This is a genomic window from Bradyrhizobium sp. 17 (assembly GCF_023073515.1).
In the GTDB taxonomy this organism is placed as follows: Bacteria; Pseudomonadota; Alphaproteobacteria; order Rhizobiales; family Xanthobacteraceae; genus Bradyrhizobium; species Bradyrhizobium canariense_D.
Map to the genome: position 1 here is coordinate 290,725 of NZ_JADPJQ010000117.1, position 20,949 is coordinate 311,673.

The window sequence follows — 20,949 nt, forward strand, 5'->3', positions numbered from 1 at the left end:
TTCCGGAACCAGCCACCCATCTGCGCGCCGGTGGATCCGGTCGGAATGCCGATGGCGTTGTATTCCTTCAGCAGGTTGTTGATCAGGTCCTGGCCGCCGCCCCACTGCAGCCATGAAATATGCTGGCGCGTGTTCAAGCCGAACGGCAGCGACGTGCCGAACGTGAAGGCGGGGTTCTTGCCCCAGTAATAATACAGCGCGGTGTTGCCCATCTCCACCGTTCCGTTGGCGACGGCGTCGAGCACCTGCAGGCCCGGCACGATCTCGCCGGCGGCGAATGGCTGGATCTGGAAACGATTGTCGGTGATCTCGGCAACGCGCTTGGCGAAATACTCGCAGCCGCCGTAGAGCGTATCCAGCGCCTTCGGCCAGCTCGCGGCGTATCGCCATTTGATCTCGGGCATCGACTGCGCGATCGCCGGCGCAGCGACGGCACTGGCGGCGAGGCCCAATCCGCCTGCCGTCAGGAATTTACGACGTTCCATGCGCTTCCCTCCGTTAAGTCGATGCTTCGACCAGGGACCGATCTTGGTGTCGTCTTGTCTTCGTCGACGCTCGACGTTGTCTGTTGAGACGTTGTGGCGTTTCCGAACGGCCCTTGCGGGCACTCGAAGATGGAATTCCGATCGTTGCGGTTCCGCGGCGAGGATGACCGGGCGCTTCGCCGGAATCAAGTCTCATGGGCGCCTCGCAGGTGCGAACGCCGGCCTGACGCAAGTCGGGCCTGCAAGCGATCTGCTATTCGGTCATTCAAAAACTAGGGAGGCTCGCGCATGACGGGCAAGAAAATCGTGGTCGCCGGAGCGAGCGGTCTCGTCGGCAATGCCGCGTTGCGACACTTCGGCGTCTCGGGCGGGTGCGATGTCATTGCCCTGTCCCGGCGGAAGCCGCGCGACCTCTACGGTGCCCGTCATGTACCGATCGACCTGACCAGCGCAGCGGATTGCGGGCGTGCCGCCTCGGAACTGAGCGGCGCAACGCATCTGATCTACGCCGCGCTCTACGAGGCGCCGCAGCTCGTCGACGGCTGGCGCGACCCGCAGCAAATCAAGACCAACGATTTGATGCTGCGCAATTTGATGGGTGCGCTCGAGCCTGTGGCGCCCGGCCTCAGGCACGTCGCCCTGCTGCAGGGCACCAAGGCCTATGGTGTCCACGTTCGCCCCTTGACCGTGCCGGCCCGCGAAGGCCGCTCCGAAATGTACGAGCAGCCCAACTTCTACTGGGCGCAGCAAAACTTCTTGCGCGACCTCCAAACCGGCAAGGCTTGGCATTGGAGCATCCTGCGGCCGGTGCTGATCGTCGGTCTCGCCATGGGCGGCGCCATGGACCTGATCCCGCCGCTCGGCGTCTATGCCGCGATGCTGCGCGAGCAGGGCAGGCCGCTCGACTACCCCGGCGGCGCTCCGCGGGTGGGGCAGGCCGTCGACGTCGATCTTCTCGCCCGCGCCATCGCCTGGTCGGGCGAGGCCGAGGCCGCGCGCAACGAGGCCTTCAATGTGACCAATGGCGACGTCTTTACCTGGGAGAACATCTGGCCTGCGGTCGCCGATGCACTGGAGATGAAGCCGGGCAGGCCGGTCCCGCTGTCGCTCGCGAGGGAATTCCCGAGCTGGGTCGCTCCCTGGGATGCGCTGCGGCGCAAGCACGACCTAGCATCGCCTGCGCTGGCCGAATTCGTCGGCCTCTCGTTCCAATACGCCGATTACAGCCTGCGCTATGGCCACACCGAATCCGGTCCGCCCTCGATCGTCTCGACCGTGAAGATCAACCGCGCCGGCTTCACCGAGATGATGGATACGGAAGACATGTTCCGGAAGTGGTTCAGGCAGGCAAAGCAAGAGCGACTGCTTCCCTGACCGAGAGCCAAAGCGGATACGTCCGGGATCGTTGCCCAGGTCAGACTGTGACCCGGAGCGGTCCGCTGGCCGAGCCGGTTCGAACGGCTTCAGATCTGGCTTATCTGAGCGTGTGTCGCAACCACCGTGAGGGACGGACATCACCTAGGACGGCGATCCTCTGTAGCGGCGAAAAGTCGACTTTCCACAGATCAAGTTCAAACAACTCGTCGCGCTGGCCGAGGTTCAGCGCGACCGACACCAGCACTCCATCGGCATCGTCGAATTCGCATTCGCCAATACATCGGCCGAAACGCCGATCTGCCGCGCCGACAAAGAGAAGGCTACCCATCCCACCGTCGTTCATTTCCTCGACGAGCCCAAAATGGTCCTGCAAGGGCGAATGCTGACCTAGAATAAAGGCAACCAGATCACGCTCTGCGGGGGTGAGTGGGCGTGGCATCTTCTTTCTCGTAGCGGCTGGCGTGCATTGGCTCTATCACGCTGCGAATCCTTATTGATCCAAGCTAGGTTGGCTCGTTCAACAATGTCAGCAGAGAACGAGCTTTGACTAAATCTGCAGTGGCAAGTCCCTCGGAGAAACGAACGTAAAGGGGCGCTAGCAGCTCCCGTGCCTCACCGATACGCGACTGCTTCTGCATCAGGGATGCCAGAGTTGTCGCCGTCCTGAGCTCCCAGGATATTGCGCCTTGGCGGCGTGACCACTCGAGAGAGTGATTGAGGTGCGCTTCGGCCGACACGAGCGCCTCCGCGCCACCTTGATTGAGCGCCAGGATACCCTTGATGCGCAGCAGTTCAGCGACGAACCAGCGGTCCTCGTTCCTTTCCGATTGAGCCAGCGCCCTTTCGATCGTTGTATTGGCTCCGCGGTGATCGCCGATATCAGACTCACCGAGTGCGAGATTGCCCAGAAGGAATAAATAGCGGCTTTGAAAGCCGGTCGGGGGGAAGCCATTCAAGCCTTCGCGAAGCAGGGCAAGGCCCGCAGCGGTGTGGCCACCCTTCATCTCCAGAATACCCGCATAACAGCGGCCCCATACTCCCATTGCTCTGAACGTCGCTTCTCGATGAAGCATAGTTGAGATGAGCGCTTCCGCAGCATCAAAATTGCCGATCTCAAGCGCTAGAGGGCAAGCGCCGAAGGCAATCGCATAGAGAAGAGAAAAATCGTGTCCAAGTGCCGTCGCATGATCGAAGGCGTGTTTGCCGACCGCGGCTGCCTGGTCCGGAAAACCCAACAACCAAAGCGTTTGGCTGTAGTACGTTCGGGCAGCCACATGTTGATCAAACTGATATCGCAGGGCGTGCATTTGCCCTGGCGGCGCGACGTAGCCTGCCAGCATTTTTTCCAGATGTCGCCGGGCGCCGGCTTGGTCCCCTAGAATGTGCCGCGTCACTCCCAAAATCCGCTCTCCGACGAAACGATCAGCGACATCGATAGCGCCATCAGGCAGGTTGACGAATTTTTCGGCGATCTGCAGTGCACCGGGGAAATCGCCTCTTAGGTATCGCCCTATCCAGAGACCCCATAAGCTCCTCAGCTGATATTCGTTGTCGTCCAGTTCTTCAGCCAATCGGGATACACGCAACCACGCATCGTCGATGATCGCAGCGTCCCCGGTCGATTCCATATGCGCAACCGCCAAAGTGAAGAAGAGGCGGAGCTCCCGGCGCGCGTCACGACCCAGCTTTTCGTCGATTTGGAAAACCGCTTGCTCTGTCCGCTCCCGACATTCGTCTATGAGCATATGATGAATCCAGACCGGTGCGGCAGCGGCCGTGAGGTCGAGCGCTAGCAGCGAATCACCAGACTTGCCATGCGCCCAGTCGAGGGCAACGCGGATCTCATCGATCGGCCGACCATTAGTGGCAACCGATGCTTCGGTCAGATTGTTGCTTCCTGCCCCTTTCAGGGACCGAACGAGCTTGGAGGCAGACGCATTTTCGCTCTTCCGGAAACCGGACAGCTCGACCCCAATCCGCTCGAATAAAGTTAAATGATAGACAGCATGACGGCGAGCAACGAGGTTTGCATCATCGCTTCTGGCCAACTTTTCCTGCACATACCCGCGGGTGGTATCCAGCAATCGGTATAGCGGGATGGCGAGACGAGCGTTCGCTGTCAGAAGTGACTTGGCGGCAAGACTGGCAACGGACTCGATCACCTGCGAATCGTCCAAATCATCTCCGGCCGCGATCGCGAAGGCAGCCTCGATCGTAAACGGCCCAACGAAAACAGATAGTCGGCGCAGGATAATCTGCTCAAGCTCCGGCAAAAGATCGTAGCTCCAGTCGAGCGTTGCAGCCAGAGTCTGGTGTCGCGGCAACGCCGTTCGCCGGCCTCGCCAGAGCTCGAACTTGTGGTCGAGGAGCCGCAAAACGTCATGGACTCCGTAAGCGCCCACACGACCAGCTGCGAGTTCGATTGCGAGGGGGATTCCGTCGAGCTTTCGGCAGATCTCGGCCACGACCGGTGCATCGAAGTCGTTGAGTATGAACTGAGGCTGACTTGCTGTAACGCGTTCGACAAAAAGCTGTACTGCAGCGTATGCCATCGCCTCTCGTGCATTGGGACCCTCAGGCGGAAACTCGAGGGGAGCTATCCAATGAACGTGCTCGCCTCTGACCCGCAAGGTTTCACGGCTTGTTGCCAAGATGTAAACTTGCGGCGTTTCCTCGAAGATGGTTTCTGCCAGCGCAGAAGCCGCCTCAATCACACGCTCGCAGCTATCGAGCACCAGCAAAACTCGGATGTCTCGCAGTGCGGCCAGAAGGCCGGGGATAGGATCGCGATCGTCAACGGCAAGTCCGAGCGCCGAGCCGATCGTACCCGCCACGAGATGCGGATCAGAAAGTGAGCCCAGGTCAATAAGGTGAACCAGATCGGCAAACTCTGTAGTGAGTTGGTGGCCGACAGATATTGCCAGAGTTGTTTTTCCGATCCCGCCCGGACCGACAATGGACACGAATCGTTCGGCCATAAGATGCGAGGAGATCGCTTGCACGGCGTCGTCCCTGCCAATCATCCTGCCAAGGCGATTCGGAAATGTTGAGCGTCGACCCGATTTTGCGATTTCAGCAACAGGCTTGAGCGTTCGTGAGACAGGCGCCACGAAGCTATACCCTTGTCCTGGCACGGTCGTGACATACGTCGCTCCGGCCTCTCCATCGCCGAGCACCTTGCGCAAGCCCGCCATATGAAATCTAAGGCTACCCTCGTCGACGGTGACGCCGGCCCAAACCCGAGCTAGCAGAGTCTTCTTGCTGACAACTTCGCCAGCATGCTCGACAAGAACTGTAAGGATGTCCAAGCTACGGGCGCCCAACTGAAGTGGTACACCCGATTTTTCTAGACGTCTCCGCTCCGGGATTAATTCAAAGGGCCCAAAAGAAAAACTTTCTTTCGCGAGCCGATCTTCATTGACGACCGAGCCCACCATCATCATGCGTCCAACTGGTTGTGCCGCGCGAGCTACCTTGCCATGGTTGCCACTGAAATCAATGGACTGGTGAAGGCGGCGGAACTCAGCAGAGCATGTTCGCCCCTCTGTCGCGCACATGTGGCGGCCAGCGGACATCGCTCAGTCCGCACCAATAAATCTCGATTTTATGAGTACAGGGCCTACTCTGCGCTAATGAACGCCGCTTCCATGGCCTTCCGCGTCCTGATCGTCTCGTTGCCCGCGTCGAACTCGACATCGCTCCAGCGCACGATCTCGCCATGGGCGACGTCGTGCTTCAGCCTCACGCGATGCGCCAGCCCGATAGGCAGCGCACCGGCCTTGAGGCTCGCGGCCGCCGGCAACAGCTTGCCCCACACCGTGTAGCCGCCTTCGCCGTCCAACATCTCGCCGGCGCGCAGATTGCGTTTTGCCACGGCGGCGACGTCGCCGCGGAAACCATGGGGCTGCCCGGTCGGCTCGCCCCGCAGCGCGGCCGACAGCACCGAGATGTTCAGCTCGAGGCCGATCAAATGGTAGGGCTTGTACATCGCCGCGTACCGTCCGCTGCCGTCGGTCTTGAGGCCGTATTGCCTGAAGCAGTCGGCGGCGTAGTCGTTCGGCGCCTCCAGCACGACGTAGACGCCCCAGCGCAGATCGCGAAACACCGGCCTTCCATCGCGCTCGAGCGAGGAGACCACCTCCACGACGCCCGATCGCTCCAGCACGCCGCCCTTGCTGCCCGGCCGCATGATATGCGGCAGGTCGTCGACGCCGCAGGGTGGAAACAGCAGGCCCTCCGCAGGCACGTCCAGTCCGCAGGCGTTCGCAATCGCGGCCATCTCGATCGCCGATTTGGTACCGTCGAGGAACGAGTTGAACATCTGCGGATTCATCCCGGCCGATTGCGCCTCGCCCGCGGTCAACCCGTAATGCTGCCAGACGCTGTCGGGCGTCACGTCGTGATAGGCCGGCAGATATTTTGTGCCTTTGCCGGCGGCAACCACATGAAAACCGGTGGCGCGCGCCCAATCCACCATTTCCGCGGTCAGCGCCGGCTGGTCGCCATAGGCGAGCGAGTAGACCACGCCGGCCTTGCGGGCTTCCTGGGCGAGCAGCGGACCGGCAAGCACGTCGGCCTCGACATTGACCATCACGATATGCTTGCCGGCCGCGATCGCCGCGCGGGCGTGTTTGATGCCGACGGCGGGATTGCCGGTCGCCTCCACCACCACGTCCATCGCGCCGCCGGCGATGGCGCGCGCGCCATCATCGGTGAAGACGGTGGCGGCGATCCGCTCGGCGCTCCAGCCCACCGTGCGGCAGGCCTCGCGCGCGCGGTCGCGATCGATGTCGACGATGATGGGTACCTCCAGCCCCGTCGTGTGCGGCACCTGCGCCAGGAACATCGAGCCGAATTTGCCGGCGCCGATCAGCGCCACACGGACGGGCTTGCCGGCGGCAGCGCGGGCCTGGAGGAGGCGGAAGAGGTTCATGTTGTTACCCGATCAAGTATGGTGGTCCGGACGCGGTGCAGCGCCATAAGCGCGTTCACGCGCGTCTTCGACGCACTATGGCGCTACTCCGCAGAGCCGGCACCCAGAAAGAAAACTATCCGTGTGGTATGGGCCCGGCTCTGCAGCGCACCGCTTCGCGCTGCGCTGCGTCCGGGGCACGAGAGTGTCCTACTCCGCCGCCTGCCGCGGCGCACGGGCGAGCCGCACCAGTGCGTCGTCCTCCACCGTCTTGATCGGCGCAAAATCGCGATGCGCGATGTACTCCGGCCGCGTCGGGGTACGGATGTAATTCGAAACCGCGTTCAGCGTCAGGTACACGATCTTGCGCGGATAGGGCGTGATGTTGCCGGCCGAGCCGTGCACGAGATTGCCGTGGAACATCAGCATGCCGCCGGGCTTTCCCGTCGGCGCAACGATGCCGCCCTGCTTGACCAGCCGCGTCACGGTCTCCTCGTCCAGCGTCCACAGCGGATAGGAGGTCGTCGCGAGGTCATGCGAGGCCTTGAGGTCGCCGGCGTTCTGGCTCTGCGGTACCAGCATCAGCGGGCCGTTGATCGGCATCACCTCGTCCAGGAAGATCGCGATGTTCATCGCGCGCGGCTCGGGCATGCCGTCGTCGCGCTTCCAGGTGCCGTAATCCTGGTGCCATTGCCAGACATCGCCGGTGAAGGCGGATTTCGCGTTGATCTTGAACTGGTGCATGTAGACCTGCTCGCCGAACAGCTGCTCGACCGGGCCGATCATGCGCGGATGAGCACCCAGAATGCCGAACGCCTCGTTGTAGAGATGCGCGGCAAAGGCGGTGCGTGGCGCGCCGCTCTTCTCGCGCCAGACTTCCGGCCGGTTCGTGTCATAGATGCCGACCGCCTCGCGCGCGAGGAGATCGACCTCCTCCGGACTGAACAGTTCGGGCAGGAACAGCCAGCCCTCGTGGTGGAAGAACTCCAATTGCTCCTGGGACAGTTTCACGGCGCGTCCTCCTGTTTTGATTTGTTGTCGCTCGTCTTGGCCGGCCATCCACGTCTTGGCAGTGGCGGTCGCTACGCCGCCGCCTCTTCCGTCGCCCTCAATCTCTCCTCAGTCATCCGTCCCGCCGTCTGCGCGTGCGCAAGCGCCGCACGTTCGGCCGCCTTCGCATCTCCTGCGAGAATATGTCCGGCAATGTCGGCATGCTCGGCCCAGGCGCTGCCGCGATAATCGAGCTCCGACAGCACCGTCGCCATCGAGCGGCGCATATGGGGCCATTGCGGCGTAATCGTCTCCTCGATCACGGGATTGCCGGCGAGCCGATAGATCGCGCGATGAAACGCGACGTCGAGCGCGATCAGCTCGGCGAGCGTGGTCTTGCCATCGATCCCGCGTCCGGCGGCGAGCGCCGCCTCCAGCCGCGCGCGTCCCGCCGCATCGCCTGCGCGCTCCGCTGCCAGCCGCGCCGCCAAGGCATCGATTGCGCCGCGCACCTCGTAGAGCTGGCGGATGCGTGCGGGATCGAGCTGGGTGACTTCAAAGCCGCGCCGGCCGCTCTCGGCGACAAGTCCCTGCCGGTGCAACAGGTGCAGCGCATGCGACACCGGCTGGCGCGATACGCCGAGCCTGTCGGCGAGCTCGTTCTGCCGGATGCGCTGGCCGGGCTGCAGCGTGCGGTCGGAGATCGCCTCCAGGATCCGCGCATAGACCTGGTCGATCAAGTTCGGAAGCGGGTCGAGAGGGATCACGCCGGCAGCTCCGAGACCATGAGAGGGAATACGGAATTCCGTATTCAAGGATACGGCGAGGGGATAAGGGCGTCAAGCGCGGCCAAGGGGGCGTCCAGCCTCATTTCGCGCCACCTAAGTCATTGATATTGCTGGGCTCAGCTACTGTGCATGGGGTTGTTTTTGAGGAAAAAAGAGTGTGAGGCCACTTACTCCGCCAAAAACGCGTCCACCGCCTCGCCGAACTCCAGGGGCGCCTGCTCGAACATCCAGTGGCCGGCATTGGGGATCACGGCTGTCTTCGCCCCGGTGATGTGCTCGGCCAGCACACGCCACATCACCGACAGGCTCCCTGTCGTCGCCCCGCCGCCGATCAGGAGTGTCGGGGTCGTGATCGCCTGCGCGTCCGCGAGCGTGTAGGGCCTGCGCTGCTCGTTGATCTGGCCGAGGAAGGTGATCGCGTTGTCGCGCAATTGCTGCTTCGCCGCCGCCGGCACGCGCCGCCACGAGCCGTCGCCTTCGATGCCTTCGTAGAAGTTCTGCAGCGCGCCCTCGATGTCGCCGGCGCGGATCATCTCGACCGAGCGCGCCGTGCGCGCCGCCAGCGGCGGGTGCGCGGGCGTGCCTGCGGGCACCGGCAGGCTCGCATCGAGATCGCCGCCGGGTTCTGCAAGCACCAGCTTTCGCAACAGATCGGGCCGCGCCTGCGCCACGCGAAAGGCGATGTGACCGCCGCGCGAATGGCCCATCAGATCGACCGGCGCGGGTTCGACCTGCTCGATGAAAGCGATCACGTCAGCGACGTGCTGGGCCATCTTGTAATCGTCGCCGACGGCATCCCAATGTTCGGGAAAGAAATGCCGCAGGCTGACCGAGATCACGCGATGCGATTTCGACAGCGGACCGAGCACGGAGTACCAGGTGCGGAAATCGCCGAGCGTGCCGTGCACGCAGACCAGCGGCGGCCCCTCGCCCACTTCGAGATAGGCCATGTCGTAACCATTGACGCGAAGTGTCTGCATGATCAGCCCGCCAGAAAATCCAGCACCAGTTCGGAGAATTTCTGCGGCGCCTGCTCGAACATCGGGTGCGTTGCGTTTGGGATGACCGCCGTCCTGGAATACGACACATGCGCCGCGAGCGCATGCAGCACTTTCGGCAGCAGGCCCTTGGTCCGCGCGCCCAGGATGAACAGCGTCGGCATCCTGATGGACTCCGCGTCGGCCCTCGAGAACGGCGGGCGGTTGTCGCGGACCTGGCCGATCAGCGTGAAGGCGTTGTCACGCAGATTCTGCTTCACCAGGGCCGGCAGCCGCGGCCAGGTGCCGGGCCCTTCCAGCGTGTCGACGAAGACTGCAAGGCCGCCGTCGATGTCGCCGGCCGCGATCTTCTCGGCCGAGGCCGTGAACCGCGCCAGCAACGGCGAGGGGCCGCCGGCATAGTCTGGATCGAGGCTCGCGTCGAGCTCCCCGCCGGGCTCGGCCAGCACCAGCCGCCGGAGCAGGTCCGGCCGCCGCTGCGCCACGCGGAAGCAGATGTGCCCGCCGCGGGAATGGCCCATCAAATCAACCGGGCCGAGGTCGAGCTCCTCGATGAAGGCGATGACGTCGTCGACATGCTGGGCGATCGAATAGGTGTCGCCAACGCCATCCCAGCGATCGGGGAAGAAGTGCCGCAGGCTGACGGCCATCAGCCGGTGCCGCTGGGACAGCGGACCGAGCACGCAGCCCCAGACACGAAAGTCGTTGAGCGAACCATGCACGCAGACCAGCGGCGGCCGCCCTCGGTCTTCGCCCACGTCGAGATAGGGCATGTCGTATCCGTTGACGTGGAGGCTTTGCATTCTGGGCTCGCAAACAGGGAAGGCGGAACTCCTGTGCAAGATTCCCGGAAACCGGGTGGATCGCAACTATTTCCAAGTCTAGATTTGAGCTCAGTTCACATTGGGGCATGCGAGGGGAACGCAAGCCAAGGACGAAGTTATGACCGACCAGCATTTTGCCCTCTTCGACAGCAAGATCGGCCTTTGCGCCATTGCCTGGGGTCCGCGCGGCATCAACGGCACGCAACTGCCGATGGGCGGTGAGCAGAAGATCCGCACCCGCATCAGCCAGCGCCATGCCGATGCCAGCGAAGCCGCGCCGACCGCCGAAGTACAGCAGGCGATCGACCGCATCACAAAACTGCTCGCGGGCGAGCCGGATGACCTCACCGACATCCCGCTCGATCTCGATGGCGTGCCCGACTTCAACCGCGGGGTCTACGCGATCGCCCGCACCATTCCGCCGGGCAAGACCGTCACCTATGGCGACATCGCCAAGCAACTCGGCGGTGTCGAGCTGTCGCGCGACGTGGGCCAGGCGCTCGGCCGCAACCCGTGCCCGATCGTCGTGCCCTGCCATCGCGTGCTGGCGGCCGGCAACAAGCCCGGCGGCTTCTCCGCGAATGGCGGCGTGGTGACGAAGCTGAAGATGCTGGAGATCGAAGGCGCGCTGGTGAACCACACGCCGAGCTTGTTTGATTGAGGCGATGACGCCGCTGGCTAGATCTTCGCCGCCGCCATCGGCCAATATTTGTCGCGCAAATGCGGCTTCACCAGCTTCCCAGTGGGCGTGCGCGGCAGCTCGGCTTCGAAATCGATCGAGCGCGGGCATTTGATCGTCGAGAGGCGGCTCCTGCAATAGGCGATCAGGTCGGCCTCGAGCTCCTTGCCGGCGCGCTTGGGATCGTGCGGCTGCACCACCGCCTTGACCTCTTCGCCCATCTCCTCGTTCGGCACACCGAACACGGCGACGTCGGCGACCTCGGGGTGGGTGATGAGCACGTCCTCGGTCTCCTGCGGGTAAATGTTCACGCCGCCCGAGATGATCATGTAGGACTTGCGGTCGGTGAGAAAGAGAAAGCCATCCCTGTCGAGATAGCCGACGTCGCCGAGCGTCGACCAGCCTTTTGCGTTATAGGCCTTCTTCGTCTTCTCGGGATCGTTGTGATAGGCGAAAACCGGCGCATCGGCGAAATAGACCGTGCCGATCTCGCCCGTCGGCAGCTCCTCATCGTTCTCGTCCAGAATCTTGATCTTGCCGACCACGGCGCGGCCGACGCTGCCGCGGTGCTCCAGCCATTCTTTCGAGTTGCAGACGGTGACGCCGTTGCCTTCGGAGCCCGCGTAATATTCGATCAGGATCGGCCCCCACCATTCGATCATCTTGGCCTTGACCTCGACCGGGCAGGGGGCGGCGGCGTGGATCGCGCCCTTCAGTGTCGAGACTTCGTAGCGGTTACGGACCTCGTTCGGCAGCTTCAGCATGCGCACGAACATGGTCGGCACCAGCTGCGCCTGGGTCACCTTGTACTTTTCGACCAGTTTCAGGAAATCTTCGGCGTCAAAGTGCTCCATGATGATGGAGGTGCCGCCGAGCAGGACAGCCATCATGTTGAAGCGCAAGGGAGCGGCGTGATAGAGCGGTGCCGGTGAGAGATAAATAGTCTCGGCGTTCATGCCGCACATGCTGGCGCAGAGCACGCGCAGAAACGCGTTCGGCTCGTCGATCGGCTTGCCCTCGAAAGCCTTCTTGATACCCTTGGGCCGGCCCGTGGTGCCCGACGAATACAGCATGTCATAGCCGGCAACCTCGTCGGCAATCGGGGTTGTCGGCTGTGCGGCGGCTTCCTTGTCGTAGGAGCGGAAGCCGGCTTGCGGCTCGTCCATCATGTAGAAGACCGGCTCGCCGGGCGCACCCTTGATCAGCGTCTTGATCTGGTCGGCACATTTCGGTGTCGTGATCACGACCTTGGCGCCGCAATCGGCGATGATGTAGTCGATCTCGTCCTGCTTTAAATAGCGGCTGATCGCGGTGTAATAGAGCCCGCTGCGTTGCGCAGCCCAGCAGATCTCCATAAAGGCGAGGCGGTTCTCCATCAGCAGCGCGATGTGGTCGCCGGCCTTCAGCCCGAGCGAGCGGAACAGGTGCGCGCCCTGGTTCGAGAGCTCGTCGAGCTCGCGATAGGTAATCGCCTTGCCGGTCCCGGCCATTTGATAGGCGATCTTGTCGGGTGTGGCGCGGGCGTGGATGGAGGGGTGTGTCATGTCTCTGTTTACGCGGCTGGGAGTAACGTTCCCCGGATATCCGGGGTCCATTGTGAGGCATGGGTCCCGGCTCTGCGCCGCAGCGTTTCACGCTGCAGCGCGTCCGGGACACGAGAGGGCTTACAGCCGCTCCACGATCGTCACATTCGCCATGCCGCCGCCTTCGCACATGGTCTGCAGGCCATAGCGTTTGCCGCGCTGATGCAAGGCATGCACCAGCGTCGTCATCAGCTTGGTGCCGGAGCCGCCGAGCGGATGGCCGAGCGCGATGGCGCCGCCATTGACATTGAGACGTTCCGAATCGGCGCCGGTGGTCTTCAGCCACGCGGTCGGCACCGAGGCAAAGGCCTCGTTGACCTCGAACAGGTCGATGTCGTCGATCGCCATGCCGGCCTTCTCCAGCGCGCGCTTGGTGGCGTGCAGCGGTGCGTCGAGCATGATCACGGGATCGCCACCCATCATGGTCATGTGGTGGACGCGCGCCAGCGGCTTCACGCCGAGCTGCTTCAGGCCACGCTCGTTCACCACCATCACGCCGGAAGCGCCGTCGCAGATCTGGCTGGCGCTGGCCGCGGAGAGCTTGCCATTCTCGGCGATCAGCTTGACGCCCTTGATGCCGTCGAGTGTGGCGTCGAAGCGGATGCCCTCGTCGATGTGGTGGGTGTCCTTGGAGCCGTCGGCGCGGGTGATCTCAAGCGGCACGATCTCCGTCTTGAAACGGCCGGCCTGCGTCGCCGCGATCGCGCGCTGATGACTGTTGTAGGAGTACTCGTCGAGCTCATCCTTGGAGAGGCCGTACTTCTCGGCCATCATCTCGGCGCCGGTGAACTGGCTGAACACGATGTTGGGATAACGCTGCTCGATACCCGGGCTCTTGTAATTGCCAAAGCCGTTCTTGGCGGGAAGCTGCGACGACAGGCCCATCGGCACGCGCGTCATCGATTCCACGCCGGCGGCGATCACCACGTCCATCGCGCCCGACATAACGGCCTGCGCAGCAAAATGCAGCGCCTGCTGCGACGAGCCGCATTGGCGGTCGATCGAGGTGCCCGGCACGCTCTCCGGCAGTTTCGAGGCCATGATGGCGTTGCGCGCCACGTTGTTGGACTGCTCGCCGACCTGCATGACGCAGCCCATGATCACATCCTCGACCAGCGCGGGATCGACCTTGGTGCGGTCGACCAACTCGTCCAGCACCTTCGCGGCGAGATCGGCCGGATGCCATCCGGCGAGGCGGCCCCCCTTGCGCCCACCGGCGGTACGCGCAGCGGCGACGATATAAGCCTCGGCCATGTCGGTTTCTCCCTGGATTATTTTGAACGGTTGGTTGTCGGGGCGGGATTTAAGGGGCGACCGGTTGTTTAGTCAATCGATCAATTAACTCTTGTGGGGAGGCGCTGCTTGGGCTTATCTGCGGCCGCTCTTCCGCCAAAATCAGGGATCTCCGTGACTACCAGCGTACCGAACAGGCTCCCCAGCGGAAAGAATTCCACGGCAGAGAAATTGCTCGTGGCCGCGAGCGAGCTGATGATCGAACGCTCCTCGATCGAGATTTCCCTGAGCGACATCGCCCAGAAGTCCGGCGCCAACGCCGCGCTGGTCAAATATCACTTCGGCAACAAGGACGGCCTGCTGCTGGCGCTGCTCGAGCGCGACGCAGGAACGGAACTGTCCAACCTGGAATATCTGCTGGCGCAGCCGATCACGCCGACCGCGAAGCTGAAGCTGCACATCGGCGGCATCATCCGCGCCTATCACCGGTTTCCCTACATGAACCGGTTGATTCACTATCTGCTGCACGAGAGCGTCGCGGGCTCCGCGGACGAAGTCTCGAAATTCTTCGTCGCACCGCTGCTGGATTTCCATCGCCGCCTGCTCGCCGAAGGTGTCAGTCAGGGCGAATTCCGCGCCACCGATCCCGTGCTGTTCTACACCAGCCTGATCGGCGCCTGCGATCATTTGTTCTTCGGCCGGCACGCGATGTCACGCGCGACCGGCGTCGGCCCGGTCACCGACGACGTCTGCCGGCAATATATCAAGCACATGGAAACGCTGATCTGCGGCGGCATTCTCACGAATATCGAGGAAGCCGCCGCGGCCGGATGATCCGGCCAGAACGCAGAAGTCTAGAGAAGAAACGCCCAAGGAAAAGGTTCGAGGAAAGGTACAAGCGATGCAGTTGAAAGACGTAGCCGTTCTCATCACCGGCGGCGGGTCGGGCCTTGGTGCCGCGACCGCCCGCGCCATGGCCGCCAAGGGCGCCAAGATCGGCGTGATCGACCAGAGCAAGGAAAACGCCGAGAAGGTCGCCGCCGAAGTGAAGGGCATCGCGCTTCATGCCGACGTCACCAGCGAGGAGCAGATCAAGGCGGCGATCGCCAATGCGGAAGCCGCGCACGGCGTCGCGCGCGTGCTGATGAACTGCGCCGGCATCGGCGGCTCGCAGCGCATCGTCGGCCGCGATGGAGTCTACCCGCTGGAAAAGTTCGCGCGCATCATCAACGTCAATTTGATCGGCACGTTCAACTGCCTGCGTCTGTTCGCCGAGCGCTTGGTCACGATCGAGCCGGTCGGTGAAGAGCGCGGCGTCATCGTCAACACTGCTTCGGTCGCGGCTTACGAAGGCCAGATCGGCCAGATCGCCTATGCAGCGTCGAAGGGCGGCGTCGTCGGTCTCACGCTGCCGGCCGCGCGCGACCTCGCGAGCCAGAAGATCCGCGTCAACACCATCGCCCCCGGGCTATTCCTGACGCCGCTGCTGATGGGCTTGAACGAAGAGGCCCGCAAGAGCCTCGGTGCCCAGGTGCCGCATCCCGCGCGTCTCGGCGACGCCAATGAATACGGGTCGCTGGCCGTGCACATCGTCGAGAACCCAATGCTCAATGGCGAAACCATTCGCCTCGACGGCGCGATCCGCATGGCGCCGCGGTAGAGCTCTTTTTCCTTCTCCCCTTGTGGGAGAAGGTGGCGCGCTCCTGAGCGCGCCGGATGAGGGGTTCTCTCCACGATCTCACCTGTGGAGGCAGACCCCTCACCCGAGCGAATGCGCGGCGCGTGACGTACATGCCCTCTCCCACAAGGGAGAGGGCGCAGTAATCGGCACCATCGTTGCGGATGAAGGAAGTCGCGCGCATGTCCCAACCGCTGCTGATCGAGCACAATGACGGCGTCGACACCGTGACGCTCAATCGTCCTGAACACCTCAACGCGCTCGATCCTGCGTTGATCGACGCGCTCAACGTCTACTTCCAAGGCCTTCAGCGCAACCGCGACACGCGCGTCGTGGTGTTGAAGGGCGCCGGCAAGAATTTCTGTGCGGGCCTCGACCTCAAGGCGGCGATGGCGCGCCGTGCCGGCCAGCAGGAGCCGCCTGATGTCACCGAGTCGCTGGATTCGCAGCGGCGCATCGCCGACATCGTGATGCTGATGCGGCGCTGTCCGCAGCCGATCCTCGCGCTGGTACAGGGCGCGGCGGCCGGCGGCGGCTTTGCGCTGGCGCTCGCCTCCGACATCCGCATTGCGACGAGATCGGCGCGGATGAACTGCGCCTTCATCAAGCTCGGCCTTGGCGGCTGCGACATTGGCACCAGTTATTTTCTTCCACGCCTTGTCGGTGTCACCGTGGCATCGGAGCTGATCCTCACGGGACGCTTCATCGGCGCCGAGCGGGCGCTCGCGGTCGGGCTGGTCTCCGAGGTCGTCGACGAGGACAAGCTCGATGAGGCCGCCGAACCCTATGTCGACGCGATGATCACGGCCTCGCCCGTGGGCCTACGCCTGTCCAAAGAATGTCTCAACATGAGCGTCGATGCCGGATCGCTGGAAGCCGTAATCGCGATGGAGGATCGCAACCAGGTCCTGTGCAGCCGCTCCGAGGAATTTTCGGAAGGCATCAGGGCCTTCCTTGAGAAGCGAAAGCCTGTCTATATCAGGCGCTGACAATGAAGATCCGTAAAGGACGAGAAATTCCGGGAGACGCACTATGAGTGGAAGCGCGGCGGCGGTGATGACGAAACCCGCCTTTCGCAAGGTCAAGTGGCTTGGGCGCGACATCGACGTCGAGCGCCGCGACGACGGCACGGTGGTGCTGAAGTCGCGCATCCCGCTGCAGACCTACGAGAAGCATATTCCGGCTTCGCTGGCAAAATGGGCGAAGGAAGCGCCAGAGCGGATCTGGCTTGCCCAGCGCGGTGGCCCGAACCGCGAATGGCGCAAATTGTCCTATGGCGAAGCCAAGCGCATCGTGGATGCGCTGACGCAAGGCCTGCTTAACCTTGCGCTCGACGGCCGCCCGGTCACAATCCTCTCCGGCAATTCGATCGAGCACGCGCTGATGACGCAGGCCGCGATGCAGGCGCGCGTGCCGGCCGCGCCGGTCTCGCCGGCCTACTCCTTGATGAGCCATGATCACGTCAAGCTGAAATACCTGTTCGACCTGATCAAGCCCGGCGTGGTGATGGTGCAGGACGGCCCGACCTTCGAGAAGGCGCTGAAAGCGCTCGATCTCACCGGCGTCACCATCGTTCACGTCTTGCGGCCCTGCGATGGCATCGAGAGCGTCAGTTTTGCCGAGCTCGCGGCGACAGCTGTGACTGCCGATGTCGAAGCGTCGATCGCGAAGATCACGCCTGAGACCGTCGGCAAACTGCTGTTCACGTCAGGCTCGACCGGCATGCCCAAGGCCGTCATCAACACGCAAGCGATGATGTGCGCCAATGCGGCCATGATGATGCAGGTGCGGCCACGCGATCCCGGCGGTCCGATCTCGACCATGCTGGACTGGATGCCCTGGAACCACACCATGGGCGGCAATGCGGCGTTCCACCCGATCCTGGTCGATGGCGGCACGCTCTATATCGATGACGGCCGTCCGATGCCGGGGCAGTTCGAGGAGACTCTCCGGAATCTGCGCGAGATCTCGCCGACCTATTACGCCAACGTCCCCGCCGGCTATGCCGCGCTCGCCGCCGCCATGGAGAAGGACGAGGCGCTGTGCCGCTCCTTCTTCAAGAATCTCTCGATCATGGCCTATGGCGGCGCGCGGCTGCCTGATGACCTCTACGACCGCATGCAGGCTCTCGCCGTGAAGACCACCGGCGAGCGCATCGTGTTCTACACCGGCTGGGGCTCGACCGAGACCGCGCCGACATCGACCGGTACCTATTGGGACACCGAGCGCGTCGGCCTGATCGGCCTGCCGTTCCCCGGCGTCGAGTTGAAGATGGTGCCGTTCGGCTCGAAATACGAGCTGCGTCTGCGCGGCGTCAACGTCACGCCGGGCTATTTCGGCCAGCCTGACCTGACGAAGAAGATGTTCGACGAGGAAGGTTTTTATTGCATCGGCGACGCCGGAATCTTCGTCGACGACACCGATCCGGTGAAGGGCATCATCTTTGCCGGCCGGGTGGTCGAAGATTTCAAGCTGACCACCGGCACCTTCGTCCATGTCGGCTCGCTGCGCACCGATGCGATCGCCGCCGCGACGCCCGTCGTGCATGATGCCCTGGTCGCGGGGCAGGATCGCGCCTTCATCGGCTTGCTGGCCTGGCCGAACCTGCATGCCTGCCGTCAACTCGTCGGCAAGCCTGATCTCAGCTTCGAGGATGCAGTGACGCATCCCGAGGTGATCGCTTGCTTCAGGCGCGGGCTGGAAGCTCACAACCGGGAGTGCGAAGGCGCCAGCAGCCGCATCATCGCGCGCGCCATGCTGATGGCGGAACCGCCTTCGATCGACGGCAACGAGCTCACCGACAAGGGCTACATCAACCAGCGCGCCGGCCTGGAACGTCGTGCCGCGCTGGTGGGGCGGCTCTATGCTGACAAGCCTGACCAGGACGTCATCATTCTCAAGTAATCGACATCAGCAACACGGATACGCGCCATGAATTTCGATTTCTCCGACGACCAGAAGCAGCTCCGCGATCAGGCGCGCAAATTCCTCACCGAGAAGTGCCCACCCAAGGCAGTGCGCGCAGTCCTCGACGGCAAGGTGCCGTACGACAAGGAGCTGTGGAAAGGCCTCGCCGAGATGGGTTTTCTCGGCGTCGCCATTCCCGAGGATTTTGGTGGCGCCGGCGCCGGTCATCTCGAACTTTGCGTGATCGCCGAAGAGATGGGCCGGGCGAACGCACCGGTGCCGTTCTCCTCGACTGTTTACCTGGCTGCCGAAGCGCTGCTGATCGCGGGCAGTGACGCGCAGAAGAAAAAATGGTTGCCGGCCATTGCCTCGGGCGAGGCGATCGGCACGCTGGCGCTGTTCGAGGGCAAGGGCAATCCGTCACCGAAGAACGTCAAGCTCACGGCTGCGAATGGCGTGCTCAACGGGGTCAAGAAGCCGGTCGCCGATGGTACGATCGCCGACTTCGCGGTGGTGGCGGCACGCACGGGATCGAGCGGACGCGACGGCGACATCTCCTTGTTCATTGTCGATCTCAGGGCCGGCGGAGTCGAGGTGAAAAGCCTGACCAATCTCGATCCGACCCGCGGGCAGGCGGAGATCACTTTCAGGGATTGCAAGGCCGAGCCCCTGGGCGCGGCCGGCGAAGGCTGGAGCATCTTGACTCAAGTGCTCGATCGCGCTGCGGTGCTCTGCGCATTCGAGCAGGTGGGCGGCTCCGACCGCGCGCTGGAGATGGGCCGCGACTACGCGCTCGACCGCATCGCCTTCGGGCGACAGATCGGCTCGTTCCAGGCCGTCAAGCACATGCTGGCGGACATGTACGTGTCGGCAACGCTGGCGCGTTCCAACAGCTATTACGGCGCCTGGGCGCTCTCGACCAACGCCGCGGAGCTGCCGGAAGCCGCCGCCGCGGCCCGCATCAGCGCGACGCAGGCGTTCCAGCACTGCGCCAAGAACAACATCCAGGTTCACGGCGGCATGGGTTTCACCTGGGAGTTCGACTGCCACATGTACTACCGCCGCGCCAACGCGATGGCGCTCGGGCTCGGCAGCCTGTCCTATTGGGAAGACCAGTTGATCGACCGCATGCGCAAGAAGAACGCGGCGTAGGCGAAAGGCAACGTCATGAACTTCGACGACACTCTGCAAGAAGCCGAATTTCGCGCCACGGCTCGCGCCTGGATCGCGGCAAATGCGCCCAAGCAGTACGAGGAGGAGCTTCGCAAGTCCTCGCTCGGCCGCACGCAATTGAAGAACGCCAACATTCTGGAAGTGGCAAAGGCCTGGCAGAAGAAGAAGGCAGATGCCGGCTGGGCCTGCCTGCATTGGCCGAAGGAGTATGGTGGCCGCGGTTCGTCGCCGATCGAACGTGTGATCTGGCAGCAGGAAGAAGGGCCGTTCGGCCAGCTATCCCGCATGTTCATCATCGGCCACGGCATGTGCGGGCCGACCATGATGGCGTTCGCGCGCGAGGAGCATAAGCGCGCCTATTTGCCGCCACTCGCCTCCGGCGAAAAGGTCTGGTGCCAGCTGTTCTCCGAGCCCGCCGGCGGCTCCGACGTTGCGGGCCTACGCACGCGCGCCGAGAAGGATGGCGATGACTGGGTGATCAACGGCCAGAAGATCTGGACGTCGGGCGCGCACTATTCCGATTACGGCATTCTGCTCACCCGCACCGATCCGACCGTGCCCAAGCACAAGGGCCTTACCATGTTCTTCCTGGACATGAAGAGCCCTGGCGTCGAGGTGCGGCCGATCAAGCAGGCGAGCGGCGCTTCCGACTTCAACGAAGTCTATTTCACCAACGTCCGCATTCCCGATCACCAGCGCCTCGGCGAGGTCGGTGACGGCTGGAACGTCTCGCTGACCACGCTGATGAACGAGCGCAGCGCGATCGGCGCGGCCGTCTCGACCGGCTTCCCCGAGCTGTTCGAATATTGCTCCAGCCTGATGCTGGACGATGGCCCGGCAATCGAGGACCGCGCGGTGCGCGCGAAGCTGGCGAGCTGGGCGGCGAAAGCGAGCGGACTGAAATACACCAGCATGCGCGCGATCTCGGCGCTGTCGAAGGGCGAGCGTCCGGGACCGGAGAACTCCATTGGCAAGCTGGTCGCGGGCTCCATGATCCAGGATGTCGCGACCTATGCGCTGGATCTGCAAGGCGCTGCCGGTGTGATCAGCGGTGCCGAAGATTCCGAACTCGCCGGCCGCTTCCAGGCGATGCTGCTGCGCGCGCCGGGAACCCGTGTCGAAGGCGGCACTGACGAGATCATGCGCAACATCATCGCCGAGCGGGTGCTGGGCCTGCCCGGCGACATCCGTGTCGACAAGGACGTGCCGTTCAACAGGATCCTGACGAAGGGAAGAGGCTGATGATCCTCATCCTGAGGAGCCGCGGAGCGCGGCGTCTCGAAGGATGCAGGCCCAACGGGGGCCTCGTGGGTCGAGACGGC

18 protein-coding genes (1 of these 18 only partly in view) are annotated in these 20,949 nt (G+C 63.3%); 8 read left to right on the forward strand and 10 right to left on the reverse strand.

What is annotated here, in order from left to right:
* A protein-coding gene (locus tag IVB13_RS26430) for an ABC transporter substrate-binding protein (RefSeq protein WP_018453275.1) crosses the window boundary here: on the reverse strand, positions 1-485 show its beginning. 604 nt of this gene lie to the left of the window's left edge; 485 of the gene's 1,089 nt are visible here — the first part of the coding sequence; it begins with the start codon at positions 483-485; its stop codon lies beyond the left edge, outside the window.
* A 288-nt stretch (positions 486-773) separates the two neighbouring features.
* Between IVB13_RS26430 and IVB13_RS26435 the strand changes: the two genes are divergently transcribed.
* Entirely contained in the window at positions 774-1,859 is a 1,086-nt protein-coding gene (locus IVB13_RS26435) for an NAD-dependent epimerase/dehydratase family protein (RefSeq protein ID WP_247490894.1), read from the forward strand.
* A gap of 100 nt (positions 1,860-1,959) precedes the next feature.
* On the opposite strand, the gene IVB13_RS26440 is transcribed toward IVB13_RS26435, so the two are convergent.
* The 7 genes from IVB13_RS26440 to IVB13_RS26470 form a co-directional block, all read right to left on the reverse strand.
* Entirely contained in the window at positions 1,960-2,301 is a 342-nt protein-coding gene (locus IVB13_RS26440; protein ID WP_026232500.1) for a hypothetical protein, read from the reverse strand.
* Between the two features lie 64 nt (positions 2,302-2,365).
* Positions 2,366-5,437: a winged helix-turn-helix domain-containing protein gene (locus IVB13_RS26445; protein ID WP_247490896.1), complete on the reverse strand. Its 3,072-nt coding sequence runs from the start codon at positions 5,435-5,437 to the stop codon at positions 2,366-2,368.
* 44 nt (positions 5,438-5,481) lie between these two features.
* On the reverse strand, positions 5,482-6,795 hold the full coding sequence (locus IVB13_RS26450) for a Gfo/Idh/MocA family oxidoreductase (protein ID WP_018453279.1): 1,314 nt from the start codon (positions 6,793-6,795) through the stop codon (positions 5,482-5,484).
* A gap of 189 nt (positions 6,796-6,984) precedes the next feature.
* Complete coding sequence (locus IVB13_RS26455) at positions 6,985-7,785, reverse strand: phytanoyl-CoA dioxygenase family protein (RefSeq protein ID WP_018453280.1); 801 nt, start codon at positions 7,783-7,785, stop codon at positions 6,985-6,987.
* Positions 7,786-7,856: 71 nt separating this feature from the next.
* Entirely contained in the window at positions 7,857-8,531 is a 675-nt protein-coding gene (locus IVB13_RS26460) for a GntR family transcriptional regulator (RefSeq protein WP_018453281.1), read from the reverse strand.
* A 188-nt stretch (positions 8,532-8,719) separates the two neighbouring features.
* On the reverse strand, positions 8,720-9,532 hold the full coding sequence (locus IVB13_RS26465) for an alpha/beta hydrolase (protein ID WP_247299307.1): 813 nt from the start codon (positions 9,530-9,532) through the stop codon (positions 8,720-8,722).
* A 2-nt stretch (positions 9,533-9,534) separates the two neighbouring features.
* The gene (locus tag IVB13_RS26470; protein WP_247299308.1) at positions 9,535-10,353 is read right to left on the reverse strand and encodes an alpha/beta hydrolase; all 819 of its coding nucleotides are present in this window, start codon (positions 10,351-10,353) and stop codon (positions 9,535-9,537) included.
* A 139-nt stretch (positions 10,354-10,492) separates the two neighbouring features.
* Here IVB13_RS26470 and IVB13_RS26475 point away from each other — a divergent pair, with 139 nt between their 5' ends.
* Positions 10,493-11,035, forward strand: coding sequence for a methylated-DNA--[protein]-cysteine S-methyltransferase (locus IVB13_RS26475; RefSeq protein WP_018453282.1), 543 nt, complete (start codon positions 10,493-10,495; stop codon positions 11,033-11,035).
* Between the two features lie 17 nt (positions 11,036-11,052).
* Here IVB13_RS26475 and IVB13_RS26480 read toward each other — a convergent pair whose 3' ends face one another.
* Together IVB13_RS26480 and IVB13_RS26485 are read right to left on the reverse strand one after the other, a co-directional pair.
* On the reverse strand, positions 11,053-12,597 hold the full coding sequence (locus IVB13_RS26480) for an acyl-CoA synthetase (RefSeq protein WP_247490898.1): 1,545 nt from the start codon (positions 12,595-12,597) through the stop codon (positions 11,053-11,055).
* 120 nt (positions 12,598-12,717) lie between these two features.
* The gene (locus IVB13_RS26485) at positions 12,718-13,890 is read right to left on the reverse strand and encodes an acetyl-CoA C-acetyltransferase (RefSeq protein ID WP_018453284.1); all 1,173 of its coding nucleotides are present in this window, start codon (positions 13,888-13,890) and stop codon (positions 12,718-12,720) included.
* Between the two features lie 210 nt (positions 13,891-14,100).
* Between IVB13_RS26485 and IVB13_RS26490 the strand changes: the two genes are divergently transcribed.
* From IVB13_RS26490 to IVB13_RS26515, 6 genes are all read left to right on the forward strand, one after another.
* Complete coding sequence (locus IVB13_RS26490) at positions 14,101-14,703, forward strand: TetR family transcriptional regulator (RefSeq protein ID WP_018453285.1); 603 nt, start codon at positions 14,101-14,103, stop codon at positions 14,701-14,703.
* A 67-nt stretch (positions 14,704-14,770) separates the two neighbouring features.
* Complete coding sequence (locus IVB13_RS26495; protein WP_018453286.1) at positions 14,771-15,529, forward strand: SDR family NAD(P)-dependent oxidoreductase; 759 nt, start codon at positions 14,771-14,773, stop codon at positions 15,527-15,529.
* A gap of 200 nt (positions 15,530-15,729) precedes the next feature.
* Positions 15,730-16,536: an enoyl-CoA hydratase/isomerase family protein gene (locus IVB13_RS26500; protein ID WP_026232504.1), complete on the forward strand. Its 807-nt coding sequence runs from the start codon at positions 15,730-15,732 to the stop codon at positions 16,534-16,536.
* Positions 16,537-16,579: 43 nt separating this feature from the next.
* Complete coding sequence (locus tag IVB13_RS26505) at positions 16,580-18,451, forward strand: AMP-binding protein (RefSeq protein ID WP_018453288.1); 1,872 nt, start codon at positions 16,580-16,582, stop codon at positions 18,449-18,451.
* Between the two features lie 27 nt (positions 18,452-18,478).
* Positions 18,479-19,606: an acyl-CoA dehydrogenase family protein gene (locus IVB13_RS26510; protein ID WP_018453289.1), complete on the forward strand. Its 1,128-nt coding sequence runs from the start codon at positions 18,479-18,481 to the stop codon at positions 19,604-19,606.
* A 15-nt stretch (positions 19,607-19,621) separates the two neighbouring features.
* On the forward strand, positions 19,622-20,869 hold the full coding sequence (locus IVB13_RS26515) for an acyl-CoA dehydrogenase (RefSeq protein WP_018453290.1): 1,248 nt from the start codon (positions 19,622-19,624) through the stop codon (positions 20,867-20,869).
* The last annotated feature ends 80 nt before the right edge of the window (positions 20,870-20,949 follow it).

Excerpts from the sequence above, each read along its gene's own strand:
- IVB13_RS26480 (WP_247490898.1), bottom strand. The coding sequence starts at position 12,597 with ATGACACACCCCTCCATCCACGCCCGCGCCACACCCGACAAGATCGCC.
- IVB13_RS26510 (WP_018453289.1), top strand. The coding sequence starts at position 18,479 with ATGAATTTCGATTTCTCCGACGACCAGAAGCAGCTCCGCGATCAGGCG.
- IVB13_RS26435 (WP_247490894.1), top strand. The coding sequence starts at position 774 with ATGACGGGCAAGAAAATCGTGGTCGCCGGAGCGAGCGGTCTCGTCGGC.
- IVB13_RS26495 (WP_018453286.1), top strand. The coding sequence starts at position 14,771 with ATGCAGTTGAAAGACGTAGCCGTTCTCATCACCGGCGGCGGGTCGGGC.
- IVB13_RS26450 (WP_018453279.1), bottom strand. The coding sequence starts at position 6,795 with ATGAACCTCTTCCGCCTCCTCCAGGCCCGCGCTGCCGCCGGCAAGCCC.
- IVB13_RS26440 (WP_026232500.1), bottom strand. The coding sequence starts at position 2,301 with ATGCCACGCCCACTCACCCCCGCAGAGCGTGATCTGGTTGCCTTTATT.
- IVB13_RS26515 (WP_018453290.1), top strand. The coding sequence starts at position 19,622 with ATGAACTTCGACGACACTCTGCAAGAAGCCGAATTTCGCGCCACGGCT.
- IVB13_RS26445 (WP_247490896.1), bottom strand. The coding sequence starts at position 5,437 with ATGTCCGCTGGCCGCCACATGTGCGCGACAGAGGGGCGAACATGCTCT.
- IVB13_RS26505 (WP_018453288.1), top strand. The coding sequence starts at position 16,580 with ATGAGTGGAAGCGCGGCGGCGGTGATGACGAAACCCGCCTTTCGCAAG.
- IVB13_RS26500 (WP_026232504.1), top strand. The coding sequence starts at position 15,730 with ATGTCCCAACCGCTGCTGATCGAGCACAATGACGGCGTCGACACCGTG.
- IVB13_RS26475 (WP_018453282.1), top strand. The coding sequence starts at position 10,493 with ATGACCGACCAGCATTTTGCCCTCTTCGACAGCAAGATCGGCCTTTGC.
- IVB13_RS26465 (WP_247299307.1), bottom strand. The coding sequence starts at position 9,532 with ATGCAGACACTTCGCGTCAATGGTTACGACATGGCCTATCTCGAAGTG.
- IVB13_RS26485 (WP_018453284.1), bottom strand. The coding sequence starts at position 13,890 with ATGGCCGAGGCTTATATCGTCGCCGCTGCGCGTACCGCCGGTGGGCGC.
- IVB13_RS26470 (WP_247299308.1), bottom strand. The coding sequence starts at position 10,353 with ATGCAAAGCCTCCACGTCAACGGATACGACATGCCCTATCTCGACGTG.